The sequence below is a fragment of the Mammaliicoccus sp. N-M50 genome (assembly GCF_022386995.1).
In the GTDB taxonomy this organism is placed as follows: Bacteria; Bacillota; Bacilli; order Staphylococcales; family Staphylococcaceae; genus Mammaliicoccus; species Mammaliicoccus sciuri_A.
Window position 1 is genome coordinate 114,149 of record NZ_JAJNJA010000007.1, and the last position, 13,739, is coordinate 127,887.

General features: G+C 31.9%; 11 protein-coding genes. 2 read left to right on the top strand and 9 right to left on the bottom strand.

Annotated features, from left to right (window positions below; genetic code table 11):
• Positions 1–8: 8 nt before the first annotated feature.
• On the bottom strand, positions 9–1,436 hold the full coding sequence (locus tag LQ622_RS11585) for a phosphate--AMP phosphotransferase (RefSeq protein ID WP_239762539.1): 1,428 nt from the start codon (positions 1,434–1,436) through the stop codon (positions 9–11).
• Positions 1,437–1,549: 113 nt separating this feature from the next.
• On the opposite strand from LQ622_RS11585, the gene LQ622_RS11590 reads away from it, so the two are divergent.
• Complete coding sequence (locus tag LQ622_RS11590) at positions 1,550–3,250, top strand: M3 family oligoendopeptidase (RefSeq protein ID WP_239775156.1); 1,701 nt, start codon at positions 1,550–1,552, stop codon at positions 3,248–3,250.
• A 749-nt stretch (positions 3,251–3,999) separates the two neighbouring features.
• Here the strand turns inward: LQ622_RS11590 and LQ622_RS11595 are convergent.
• The 8 genes from LQ622_RS11595 to LQ622_RS11630 all read right to left on the bottom strand — a co-directional run bounded on the left by LQ622_RS11595 (position 4,000) and on the right by LQ622_RS11630 (position 11,109).
• On the bottom strand, positions 4,000–5,133 hold the full coding sequence (locus tag LQ622_RS11595; protein WP_239775158.1) for an SdrH family protein: 1,134 nt from the start codon (positions 5,131–5,133) through the stop codon (positions 4,000–4,002).
• Between the two features lie 189 nt (positions 5,134–5,322).
• Positions 5,323–6,804, bottom strand: coding sequence for a glycoside hydrolase family 32 protein (locus LQ622_RS11600; RefSeq protein ID WP_239775160.1), 1,482 nt, complete (start codon positions 6,802–6,804; stop codon positions 5,323–5,325).
• Positions 6,805–6,871: 67 nt separating this feature from the next.
• Entirely contained in the window at positions 6,872–7,825 is a 954-nt protein-coding gene (locus LQ622_RS11605) for a LacI family DNA-binding transcriptional regulator (RefSeq protein WP_239775162.1), read from the bottom strand.
• A gap of 126 nt (positions 7,826–7,951) precedes the next feature.
• Positions 7,952–8,176 carry a sulfurtransferase TusA family protein gene (locus LQ622_RS11610; RefSeq protein WP_025905061.1) on the bottom strand — a complete coding sequence of 75 codons (225 nt, stop codon included), beginning with the start codon at positions 8,174–8,176 and terminating at the stop codon, positions 7,952–7,954.
• An 18-nt stretch (positions 8,177–8,194) separates the two neighbouring features.
• Positions 8,195–9,262 (bottom strand): YeeE/YedE family protein, encoded by a 1,068-nt coding sequence (locus LQ622_RS11615; protein ID WP_239775164.1) that lies wholly within the window; start codon positions 9,260–9,262, stop codon positions 8,195–8,197.
• A 124-nt stretch (positions 9,263–9,386) separates the two neighbouring features.
• Complete coding sequence (tatC, locus tag LQ622_RS11620; RefSeq protein ID WP_103361776.1) at positions 9,387–10,166, bottom strand: twin-arginine translocase subunit TatC; 780 nt, start codon at positions 10,164–10,166, stop codon at positions 9,387–9,389.
• Between the two features lie 74 nt (positions 10,167–10,240).
• Positions 10,241–10,465, bottom strand: coding sequence for a twin-arginine translocase TatA/TatE family subunit (tatA, locus tag LQ622_RS11625; RefSeq protein WP_025905058.1), 225 nt, complete (start codon positions 10,463–10,465; stop codon positions 10,241–10,243).
• Positions 10,466–10,476: 11 nt separating this feature from the next.
• Entirely contained in the window at positions 10,477–11,109 is a 633-nt protein-coding gene (locus tag LQ622_RS11630) for a redox-sensing transcriptional repressor Rex (RefSeq protein ID WP_025905057.1), read from the bottom strand.
• 162 nt (positions 11,110–11,271) lie between these two features.
• Here LQ622_RS11630 and abc-f point away from each other — a divergent pair, with 162 nt between their 5' ends.
• Positions 11,272–13,194, top strand: a complete 1,923-nt coding sequence (gene abc-f / locus LQ622_RS11635) for a ribosomal protection-like ABC-F family protein (RefSeq protein WP_239775166.1) — start codon at positions 11,272–11,274, stop codon at positions 13,192–13,194.
• Positions 13,195–13,739 lie beyond the last annotated feature (545 nt).

The window sequence follows — 13,739 nt, forward strand, 5'->3', positions numbered from 1 at the left end:
AATATACTCTAATATTGTTTGACACCCCATAATACTTCTTCACATTTTTTAATAATGTATTTGATAACTTCGATTCTAGCTGATTTTTTATTGTCAGCTGGTACGACAAGCCATGGTGCATGATCTGTGTTTGTGAATTTAATCATATCATGACTTGCTTCGATATATTGATCCCATTTTTCTCTATTTCGCCAATCTTCGTCTGTAATTTTCCATTGTTTTTCTGGTGTTTCTTCTCGTTCTTTAAATCTTCTTAATTGTTCATCTTTATCTAAAGTTAAGAAGAATTTTAGAATAATTGCACCTTCGTCCGTCCACATTTTCTCAAATTGATTGATTTCTTCATAGGCACGTTTCCATTCTTTTTTAGTAGCAAATCCTTCTACTCTTTCTACTAATACTCTTCCGTACCAACTTCTATCGAATATTTCAATGTGGCCGCTTCTTGGCATGTCTTTAGCAAATCTCCATAAGTAATGATGATTCAACTCAACATCTGTTGGGGCACTTATTGCATTTACTTCATAACCAGTTGGATCTAATTTTTCTCTAACTCTTTTAATATTACCACCTTTACCGGCTGCATCCATGCCTTCGTATACTAATATTAACGGAATTTTTCTTTCGTATAATGCAAATTGCAATTCTTTCAGTCTATCTTGTAAGTCACCTATAAGAGATTTATATGTCTTTTTATTTACTTTATCTATAGATTGATCAAATAGGTCTGTTTTAAAATCTTCCGTAAAATCGCCATCAATTACTTTGTCTTTCTTTTTATGTAGTTTAATCGCGTTGTTCAATCGATCGATGATATGTTTATACATCAAATTGATAGCTTCTTCTCTCTCCGTATAATCAATGATTTCCCATTCATCAGGGGAAGCTTTAAGTATTTTATGCATTTCTTTATGATATACATCATCATTAATGGCACTTTCGTATTCTTGCGCTTTCCAACTTGTTAATGGATTTTCTTTCATTTCTTTTAAATGTTCTTTTCTCTTTTTATCGCTAATCTCAATATAAAACTTAATAATTTCGTAGCCATCATCTTGGACCATAGTTTCAAAGTCTTGGATTTGTCTGCGTAAAGCATGATATTTGTTGTATATAGAATGCTTTATTTTGTTTGCTTGATATTCTATATAATATGCATACCAACTTCTAAAATAAATATTGATGTCACCTTTTGAAGGTAAACTGTTCCAATATTTCTGTAAAAATTGATATCTTAGATCGTCTTCTGAAGGTGATTTCATCGGTACAAAGTGTGTGTATTTAGCATCAAGTGTTAAAAGAAGTTCATTTGATAGTCTCGTCTTACCTGATGCGGGAACACCTTCAAATACAATCATGATAGGAATTCCAAGTTCTTTTGTCTTCCTCGTTAATGCTGCTACTTCTAAAGATAATTGTTCATTATTTTTAGTCATTTATATACACCTCTTTTCATTTCATATTATATGCTTTTACCTTTATTTTCGCAATTTTCAATAAAATTACAACAAAGAAATGTTATAATAAATGTATTAAGGGAGGTTTTAACATGACGTTAACTTTTAAAGATTATCAATATGAACAAATCAATATTGAAGAAAAAGAAAAACAAACCAAATCATTATTAAATGAATTCGATAATGCAGAAACGGTCGATCAAGCAATTGAGGCGATTGATGAAATTAATAAGATTAGAAACCATACTGATACGCATTATAACTTAGCTTACATAAGAGCATCTATCGATACAAATGATGAATATTATAATAAAGAAAGAGATTTTTTTGATGAAACAATGCCTAAAATACAACATTTAGATCATTTATTCTATCAATCTTTATTAAAATCTAAATTTAAAAATGATTTAATTGAGCATTTTGGACAACAACTATTTTCTTTAGCAGAAGTTGCTCTTAATACATATAATCCTTCTATTAATGACTTACTTGTTAAAGAAAATAAATTAGTAAGCGAATATGATAAATTAATTGCTTCAGCAGATATCGAATATAACGGTGAACATTTGAACTTATCACAATTCAGTAAGTACTTAATCAACGAAGATAGAGAAATTAGAAAAGATGCATTTAAAGCGAGAGAACAGTTTTTTGCAGATCATCTAGAGGATTTAGATCGTATTTATGATGACCTTGTAAAAACAAGACATGAAATAGCTTTAAAATTAGGATACGAGAACTTTGTTCAACTAGGCTATGATAGAATGCAAAGAATTGGTTACGACGCAAATGATGTAAAAATTTTTAGAGAGCAAGTTAAAGAACATGTCGTACCTATTACTGAAGAGATCAAATCACAGCATGCAAAACGTATTGGCGTTGACAGTTTAAAAGCTTACGATAATAATTTCACTTTTAAAACGGGATCGCCTAAACCACAAATATCAACAGAGGAAATCGTGAAAAATGCTAAAAAAATGTACCATGAACGTTCTAAAGAAACTGGTCATTTTATAGATTTTATGATTGATAAACAATTATTTGATTTAGAAGCTAAAAAAGGAAAAGAAAGTGGTGGATATTGTACAATCATAAATGATTTTAAATCACCATTCATTTTCGCAAACTTTAATGGTACACAAGGCGATATTGAAGTTATGACACATGAAGCCGGACATGCTTTCCAAGTATTTGAAAGCTTGAAGTATTCTGTACCAGAATATTACTTCCCTACTTCAGAAGCATGTGAAATTCATTCAATGAGCATGGAATATTTAACTTATCCATGGATGTCATTATTTTTCAAACAAGATACGGATAAATTTAAACTAGCTCACTTAGAAGACAATATTAAATTCTTACCATATGGTGTAGCAGTGGATGAATTCCAACACTTTGTTTATGAGAATCCAGACATTTCTTCAGAAGAACGCAGAAAAGCTTGGTCAGATTTAGAAAATAAATACTTCCCAAGTGTAGACTATGACAATATTCAACATCTTGAAAATGGTGCATTCTGGCATAGACAAGGTCATATTTTTGCATCACCATTTTATTATATTGATTATACATTAGCGACAATTTGTGCAATGCAATTTTTCATTAAACAAGAAGCTGATCCAGATCAAGCATGGTCTGATTACTTAAAAATATGTCAAATCGGCGGTTCACAATCATTTATTGATATTATGGCATCTGTTCAGTTACAATCTCCATTTGAAGAAGGTACTGTAAAATCCATTATAGAAACATTATACAAAGCAACACAGAATATTGATCAAAGTGAATTTTAATAAAAAGGTGAGAGCGGGACAGAAGTCTACTTTCAAGATAATAGAAGAGACTGAGACATTTCATTATGTGCCAGTCTTTTTTATTTGGAAAAATCAATGAAAAAGCGAGGTTCTATGTTGCTTGTTTGGTGTGTCTTGCAACATATGGGGTTTCTATGTTGCTTGTTTAGGGAGTCTTGCAACATACGGGATATCTATGTTGCTTGTTTGGTGTGTCTTGCAACATAGAAAGCGGCTATTTATCTTGTTTCGTCTGTCTTGATAAATACAAGGCGGTTATTTATCTTGTTTGGTCAGTCTTGATAAATAGAAAGTGGCTATTTATCTTGTTTGGGTAGTCTTGATAAATACAATGCCCCTATTTATCTTGTTTTACCAGTCTTGATAAATACAAAGTGGCTATTTATCTTGTTTGGGCAGTCTTGATAAATACAAAGTCCATATTTATCTTGTTTCACTAGTCTTGATAAATACAAAGTCCATATTTATCTTGTTTCGCCTGTCTTGATAAATACAAGGTCCTCCAACATTGCTAGTCATGCCTCACTTGCAATATCCAGACCTCCAACATTGCTTGTCACGCCCTACTTGCAATATTCAGACCTCCAACATTGCTTGTCACGCCTCACTTGCAATGTTCAGACCTTCAACATTGCTTGTCACGCCCCACTTGCAATGTTCACCCTCCTATTTCTAAAAATATAAAAAGAGTCTAGAACATTTCTGTCCCAGACTCACTTTTATTATATTTATGATTTTGAAAATCTTCGCATTATGAATAATATGATGAATCCTAATACTAGTACGATTGCGATTGAAATACCAATGATGAATGGTTTAGAAATACCTTTGTCGTCAGAAGCTGTTTCAAAACTTTCTGTCGTAGTTTGAGTTGTTTCTGTTTTAGTATCATCATCATCTACAGAAGTAGTTTCAGTCGTTTTATTAGTCTTTTTAAATTTTGGTTGTGCTAAATCAGGTCTACTACCAACTTTACTTGTTACGAGCGCTAGTACATCTTCATCCAATTTACTATAATACGCTTCTGAATGGCCAGGTATAAATTTAGGCGCCTTTTCATCAGTGTATTGCGGATTGTAATATCCATCCCCTACTTCATTTGTATTTGGATATGCTGGCATTGTTGGTTTATATTGATTTACATTTTGATCATTATTGCTATTTGAATTTGGTTCATTAGTTTTAGGTTCTTCAGAAGATGGTTTCCCACTATTGGATTGGTTCGGTGGTGGTACTTGATGATTGTTATCATTACTTGAAGGTTCTTCCGTGCTCGGTTTTTCACCAGACTTTGGTTCAGTACTTGGCTCTTCAGTTGTTGGTTCCTCTGTTGTTGGTTTATCATCTGTCTTTGGCTCTTCTGTACTTGGTTCTTCTGATGTTGGTTTATCATCTGTTTTTGGCTCTTCAGTGCTCGGTTCTTCTGTTGATGGCTCCTCTGTACTAGGCTTTTCATCAGTCTTCGGTTCTTCTGTACTTGGTTTCTGATCTGATTTCGGCTCTGTACTTGGTTCTTCTGTTGTTGGTTCTTCTTTACTTGGCTTTTCATCTGATTTTTGTTCAGACTTTTTATCTCTAGTAGGTTCTTCTGATGACTGTTCCTCAGTGCTTGAATCTTCTTCTGACTTCGGTTCAGTAGTTGTTTCCTCAGTTTTACTATTTTGTTCGCTATTTGAATCAGTTTCTTTGGATTGCTGTGCTTCTATATTTTGATTCGATTGTTCTTGAGTTGTGTTCGGAGAAGTATCTTTTGTACTAGATTCATTGCTTTCTATTGCATCTGTATTATTCCCGTGTGCTACTCCAAATGCCATAGAAGATAATAGTAATGTTGAAATCATAGCATTTTTAAATATCTTCATAAAAATTCTTCCCCTCCTCTACATTAATTAATAGTTAAAGTATAAAGGAATGTTTCTTCGTTTTCTATGCTTGAACGCCATATGTTACACAGAATTAATATTTTGTAATAACTTATTCATATTTCTTACAATTTACTGATATTAAAATAAACACTTGCTGTATCAGAACAACAAGTGTTTTTGATTCATTTAATTATTTAGTTGTAAGTCATATTTCGTAAACTTCAAGTAAACTTGGCCAGACTCTGTAGAAGTTCTGAAATTAACAGCATCTTCATCAGGGAATATTCTCGTTGTTAATACTTTTTCACCATCGTTAACGAAAATTTCTAAACTAGATGTATCGCTATAAATTCTCAGTTCTTTTAAGTCGTTATCTAAAGTTGTTGTACGAGTTGTCTTCTCAACCGCTTCACTCACAATACCACTTTCAAATCGATCTAAAGTAAGTTGTTTAGAACGTGTATTATAAATAATTTGTGTTGAACATTTTTTAGAAACTCTTAAATCAAAGTATATTTCGCTAGCTTCATTCTCTAGAATCTCAATCATTAATTCAAATTGTTTACCTTCATATGGGTGAAGTTTAACTGAATGCTTATTAGCATAACCTTCAGCAGTTTCTTTATTTGTTCTTAATTTTTCTAGTGCTTTTATAGGTCTTTGTTTCAGTTTGCCTTCTTCAATTGTTAACACTCTTGGAATTGTTAAACAATGTGCCCAACCTTCTTCATCTGTAGCATAATCTATTTCAGGAAGTCCCATCCAACCAATTAAAATTCTGTCACCATGTTCATCTAAGAATGTTTGTGGTGCATAAAAGTCAAATCCTTGGTCTAATTCAACAAATTCTTTGTGCTCAAACTTCAACGTATCTATATCAAAATCACCAATTAAATAACCAGATTGATAGATGTTCTCGAATTGGTTATTTTCCGCTTCAATACCTTGAGGTGAAAAGATAAATACATCTTTATCATTTAACTTAAATAAATCTGGACATTCCCACATATAACCAAAGTTTTGCAGTTGTGTTTCGATTTCGCCTTTAAAGTTCCAATCTTGAATATTTTCAGATTCATATATAACAGCCGTACCTGTTTCATTCTCTCTTTGAATACCAAATATTGCGTAGTATTTTCCGTTCTCAAACCATACTTTAGGGTCTCTAAAATGTTCAGTATATCCTTCTGGCTTGTTTGGAATAGCTGGTTGATCAAACTTTTTAAAAGTGCATTCTTCTAATTGTTCAGCAATCATTTGGACAGATTTACGATCCCAATTTTCATTTCGCACATTTCCCGTATACATTAAATATAACTTACCATCATAATCAAAGGCACTACCCGAATATACACCGTGACTATCATATTCTGTATCAGGCGCTAATGCGATTCCCTCATCTTTAAATTCTAATAAATCTTTGCTTGTATAATGATACCAATACTTCAAACCATGTACTGCACCAAGCGGAAACCATTGATGAAATATATGATAAACACCATTATGATAAACTAATCCATTTGGATCATTTAACAATCCTGTTTTTGGTTGAATATGAAAAGTTTGACGCCATTTTGACGCATTCACTTTATCTATTAATTCATTGTATGCTTCATCAGATATGTCTGATAATTTTTTATATCTTTCTTCTCGTGTCCAATTTACCATTATCATTCTCCTTACATCCGATTTAGACCGGTTCCATAATATATATATTTTAGCATACTTGAAAGGCTTAATTTTTTAACCATTCAAATTGTGTTTCAATAATATTTAATTTTTCTACCGTTTCATGATTAATACTTTTATTTAATACATGAACTGCTGTCTCACCAGCTAAATAATAGTTAAACTTCACAGTCCCAATATGAGGTGCCACAATTTCTGTCATCTTATTTCCACCAAATCCAATAATCGTTGGCATATCAACTTCTCTTTTTAGAAGTGTATGGTATATACCTAATGCTATATTATCCGTAGCAGCGACAATAACTTCGTCTTCTCTCAATTTAATATCATTACCCAATATCTGAGCATCTTTAATACTGAAACTACTTTCAATAAATGTTGGTTTGATGCCTTGATCCTTTAGTGGGACAAACAGACCTTCTTTTCTCGTTTTACCGACTGCAATGTCATGTTCAGAAACACCGATATATGTAATATTGTGCTTTTGATGTTTCAATAACCATTCTGCTACTTGATTACCTGCTTGGAAATCATCGTGAACAATCGATAAAAGTGATTCATGAGATTGACCAACAATAACAATCGGGCATTCAACTGACTCAATTGCTTTCATATGTTCTTCAGAAATGTTCGTTGCCATCAAAATAATGCCATCCACTTTACGCTTAGCTAACAGATAAATAGAATCAATTTCTCTACCTTTTGATAAATCTGTATTTACAATCATTGTTTGAACATTTTGTTTAAGTAAAGTTGTTTCAATACCTTTTAACGTTTCAGTCGTTGCATAGGAATCTAGCCTAGGTACAATTGCACCAATGAGCCCCGTTCTCTTAGCCTTTAAACTTTGTGCAAATTGATTCGGTTTATATCCTGTTTCTTCTACTACTTTATGTATTTTTTCTTTTGTACTTTTACTAATGGAGCCGCCATTTAAATATCTAGAAACTGTACTTTTAGAAACACCTGCCATATTAGCAATATCTTTAATCGTCTTCATGTATACACCTCTCAGTCATTTATTTTATCATAAAACCGTTTCCAATTCTTTATAAATAAAATGCTGTTTTAAACAAAAAAACCTAGAAACAAAGCTTAATGTCTTTGTTTCTAGGTTAACTGTAATTTATTGTTTTTCAACCGTTATTGTCCATGAAGCATCTCCAAGTTGTTCATAATTCGTAACGGGATAGCCATTTTCTGCTGCCCAATTTGGAAGTGCTTCTGTCGCTTGTGTACAATCAAAATCAATTTTCAATTGTTCGCCTACTTGTAATTCATCCATTTTATTTTGTGCTTCTATTAATGGGAACGGACATACCATTCCTACTGTACCTAATTCATGTACCATATATATTGACTCCTTTTATTAAATACTTTGTGTGCTAACTTGTGCTTTTGTTTGTCTTGCTTTTCTAGGTTTAACAAAGATGAAATAACTCATAAACCATGCACCAAAAATCATTGATGGTAAAGCAACCCAACCTTGCCAACTCATAGCTGCTGTTGAAACTAAACCATTACCGATTGAACAGCCACCTGCTAATGATGCACCAACACCCATGCATGCACCACCGATAACACTGTTTCTTATTGTTTTAGTATCTGGCATTCTCCATTTAAATTCTCTTGAACCTTTTGCTGCAATATATGAACCGATAAATATCCCAAGTACTAAAAATACGCCCCAGTTAATTAATGACGCATCACCAGTAACTAAGTATTGCACGATATTTGCTGAAGGTGTTGTAATACCAAGGCCAGCAATTCTTCCTGTTGAAGCACTCATTGGCCAAGCAATTAAAGCTATTATCCCTACTGCAATTGCAGCTGCAAATGGGTGATATCTTTTTTCAAATAAGATATGACGAATGCCGGTATATTTTTGTTTTAATTGAGGAATTGCTACTTTTGGTTTTTTGAGAGTCTTTGTCACAAAATAAACTGTAACAATCACTAAAATAGCAATCAATACCCATACAGGTACATTTAGTGTTTCTGCCATATTAGAGTTAACGACACTATATGAATTAATTTTTTCTTGAACAGGATTTAATGGTCCAGATTTCATAATTGCCGCTGTTACACCATATAATACTAAGGCTATCCAGCTTCCAATTAATCCCTCGCCTGCTCTGTACCAAGTCCCAGTCGCACATCCACCAGCTAAGATAATTCCGATACCAAATACAAATGATCCATATATCGTACCTACTAATGGAAATGTTTCTGCTTCTAGCTTAAATACACCTAATCCAACTAGTGTAAATAATCCAATACTTTGAATAGAGATTGCAATTAATAAAGCATAAAACATTTTATTATTTTTCTGTACATACATATCTCTAAACCCGCCTGTTAAACAAAAACGTGTTCTTTGCATAACAAAGCCAAGTAATATTCCGACTATAAGTCCACTTATAATCATCCAAACCATATAAACAACTCCTTATTCCTATTACAATGATAGGAATAATAATATATCATAAACCACACATATTCAAGTTAACATTTGATTACAAATATCAGACAATTCAATAAAAAACAGCTATAGCAATAAGCTACAGCTGCTCTTTATCTTCTTCATCCATCCCAAGTTCTTCTTCCATTAATTTTTGCTCTGCTTTTAAATATTTTTTATAGCCTATTTTTGAAATAATAATACTGATTTCATAAAGTAAAATCATTGGTAATGTAAATAACATATGTGTCATAAAGTCAGGTGGTGCGATTAACGCAGCCACAACAAGTAAAATAAAATACGCATATTTTCTATTTTTCTTTAAAAACATCGGTGTAACGATACCTAATCTTGTTAAAAATAGTAATAAAATTGGTAATTGAAAGACAAATCCGAATGGTATAGTAAATTTAAACATTTCACTAAAGTACTCTTTAATCCCGATTGTTTGCTTAATCCCCATATCATCAGCTAATCCCATTGTGAATGAAATTAAATACGGAAAAATCACAAAGTATGAGAATAATAAACCACCTACAAATAAAATTAAACTAAATGGTATATAACTTAATGTCACTTTTTGTTCTTTCGGATGTAAACCTGGAGATATAAATGCCCATAATTCATATAAAATGACAGGCGATACAATGATAAATGCAATCACAATTATCATTGTTATGTATATCGTTAATGGATCCGTTATTCTAAATGCATTGAGTTCTAATGTTTGTGTAAAATCATCATTTGTTATATAAAAAATAACAGGTTTAGCTACGAAAAAGCCAACGATGAGACCACCAACAAGGAAATATGCAATAATCATAATACGTCCACGAAGTTCTTCTAAGTGTTCGACAAATGTTAAATTGTCTTTATCCACCGTCTTACCTCCAATCTAAAAAAGATGTGGCAGGAAACCCGCCACATTCTTGGGAACATCTGTTAAATAAAATTCTATTTAACTTCTTTATCTTTGCCATCCTCTGGAGTGCTTTTCTTCTCATCAAAGTTTGTCATGCCATCAGTTGCATCTTTAAATTCTTTCAAAGTTGAACCCATTGCTCTACCGAATTGTGGTAATTTCTTTGGTCCAAATATAATTAATGCAACTACCCCTATAAATAATAAACTGACTGGTCCTGAAATACCAAGTGTGTTAATAAACATTAAAGCTTCCATTTGATACCCTCCTATTGATTCTTCATAAAGAAGATTAAAGATTGTAATTCAATTCCTAAATCTATATGATGAACCTGCACTTTCTCAGGTACATTAATTCTTTGAGGTGTAAAATTCAAAATACCAGTAATACCCGAAGATGTTATACGATCCGCAACTTTTTGAGCTGCTTGTTGTGGTACTGTTAATATTACAACTTGTATACCTACTTCTTCAACTACCTTTTCAAAATCATCCATACTATCCACAGTTAATTTACCAACCATACTACCAATGATATCTTCTGATTGATCAAAAGCAGCTACAATTTGCATTCTATCATTAACAGTAAAGTTATAATTCACAAGTGCAGTACCTAAATTACCAACACCAACGATTGCGACTTTAGTCATATCATCTTGTTCAAGCGTTGTTCTAAAAAATTTAAGTAAATAACTAATATTGTAACCATAACCCTTTTTGCCTAATTCACCAAAATACGAAAAATCTCGACGAATAGTAGCTGAATCAATTTTAAGTCCTTCACTTAATTCTTTCGATGAAACACGATCTACGCCAGAATTATGCAATGTGCTAACAAATCTATAATAAAGAGGCAAACGTTTCAAAGTTGCTTTAGGGATCTTCACATCATTCTTTGCCAAAATCCTCACCTTTTCCAATATAAAATAATGTGATTGCGTTCACATCTAATGGCTTAATTATAACAAACTTCACGTAAAATAACTATATAAATATTGTATGTGATTTACATACAATTATCACTCGTTTTCATGTAAAATAATAACTAATAGAGAGGTGTAAACATGATACTTTTACAAATAAATAAATTAGAGAAATCTTATGATGGAGAAGTTATATTCTCTGATGTAGATTTCGAAGTAAAAACCGGTGAAAGAATCGCTATTGTCGGTAGAAATGGCGCGGGAAAAACAACATTAATGAAAATCATCGCTGGTGTTGAGTCGTATGATGAAGGAAATATTTCTAAAGGTAAACAAGTTACGATGGGATACCTTACTCAACAAATGACATTAGATTCTAATGACACTGTTATGAATGAAATGAAAAAACCATTTAAAGACGTTATCAATATTGAAGATAAAATGAAAACTTTAACAGATTGGTTAAGTATTCATGCTGATGAATATGACAAAGACATATATAAAGAAAAATTGTCTCAATACGAAGCGTTATCTAATCAATATGAATTAATGGATGGCTATAATTACGAAAGCAAAATTAAGACCGTATTAACAGGTTTAGACTTTAAAGAATCTGACTTTGATAGACAAATTCAATCATTTAGCGGCGGCCAAAAAACAAGATTATCTATGGCTCAAATGTTATTAAGTGAACCTGATTTACTGTTACTCGATGAACCTACAAACCATTTAGATATGGAAACAACTGAATGGTTAGAAAATTATTTAACACACTTTAAAGGTGCAATTGTTATTATCAGTCATGACAGATACTTCTTAGATAAAATAGTCAATCAAGTATATGATGTCGCTTTAGGTTCTGTTAAAAAGTATGTCGGTAATTACAGTAAATTCTTAAAAGAACGAGATGCACATTACGAAAAAGTCATGGCTGAATATGAAAGACAACAAAATGAAATTAAAAAGTTAGAAACATTTGTCGAAAAAAATATTACACGTGCTTCAACAAGTGGTATGGCAAAAAGTCGTCGTAAAGTACTAGAAAGAATGGAAAGAATCGAAAAGCCGAGACTTGATGCTAAAAGTGCACAAATAAATTTTGAAATAACTAGAGCTACAGGTGAAGATGTCCTTAAAGTTCAAAATTTAGATATCGGTTATTCTAAAAGCATTACACCACCTATCAACTTAGAAGTGAAGCGACATGATCGTATTGCGATAATTGGTCCAAATGGTATTGGGAAATCTACGTTGATTAAAACAATTGCACAAAAAATACCTGCTTTAGGCGGGAATATTGTTTATGGTTCTAATATTCAAATCGGTTATTACGACCAAAAACAAGCAGAATTCACTTCTAATATGACAATTTTAGACTATGTTTGGAATCAGTATGCACATATGCCCGAGAAAGATATAAGAACGATTTTAGGTAGATTTTTATTTACTCAAGAAGAAGTAAAAAAAGTCATCAATGATTTATCTGGTGGAGAAAAAGCTAGACTTCAACTCGCTTTACTCATGTTAGAAAAAAACAATGTACTCATTCTAGATGAACCTACCAACCACTTAGATATCGATTCTAAAGAAATGTTGGAACAAGCTTTGCAAAATTTTGAAGGTACATTACTCTTTGTATCACATGACCGTTATTTTATTAACGAACTAGCAAATAATATTTTCCACATCACACAAAGTGGAAATGAATTATTTAGAGGCGATTACCAATATTATTTAGAAAAGCTAGAACAACGTGAGGCTATTAGTCGTTATGAACAAGAAGACATCCAATCTACTGAAACGGCTAAAGACGATCAATATTACGCAAATCAAAAGCAACTAAAAAAAGAAAAGCGTAAACTTGAAAGACAGTTAGAAGAAATTGAAAATAATATTTCGACATATGAAGAACAAATCTCTGACTATGAACATCAACTGACATTACCAGAGATATTTAATGATATTGAAAAAAGCAATGAAATTAATAAGTTACGAATAGAAACAGAACGTTTGCTCGAAGAAAATATGGAAAAATGGGAAGAACTTGAAAGTAAGTTAAATTAACGAAAAACGGCTGAGGTAAATTTTACACCTCAGTCGTTTTTTTCTGAAATAATTAAGCACATCTTTATACACATCAAAAAGTCTTATTTTTCAAGTAATCCACAAAGTTATCCTAGTTATCCACAAGTAAAATGTAAAATATCGATCTGAATCAACTATTTTATCCACAAATATTTAAAAACTTATACTAATGTTATCCACAAAATGTGGTTAACTTGTGCACAAGTACAAATGTTCTGTATTGACTTTATGATGAATATCTTACAAACATTGATATGACAGCGTTTTTAGGCGTTTTTACATGTTCTCATTTTTACGAACAAAACAGCTATTTCAACCCTATATACCCCCTATTTATACCCAAACTGTCGGAACAACTGTCGGAAGCTAAACTTATTCACAATTGTTACTTGGCCAAGTAACAAAGGTTTTGTTAATAAAAATAAGATTTTTTAAATATAATCTTGGAGACTTGGGGAATTTTTCGATTAATAAATTAATGGTATTGTAATTTATAATTAAAGATGAATAGAAAGCATTGGTGA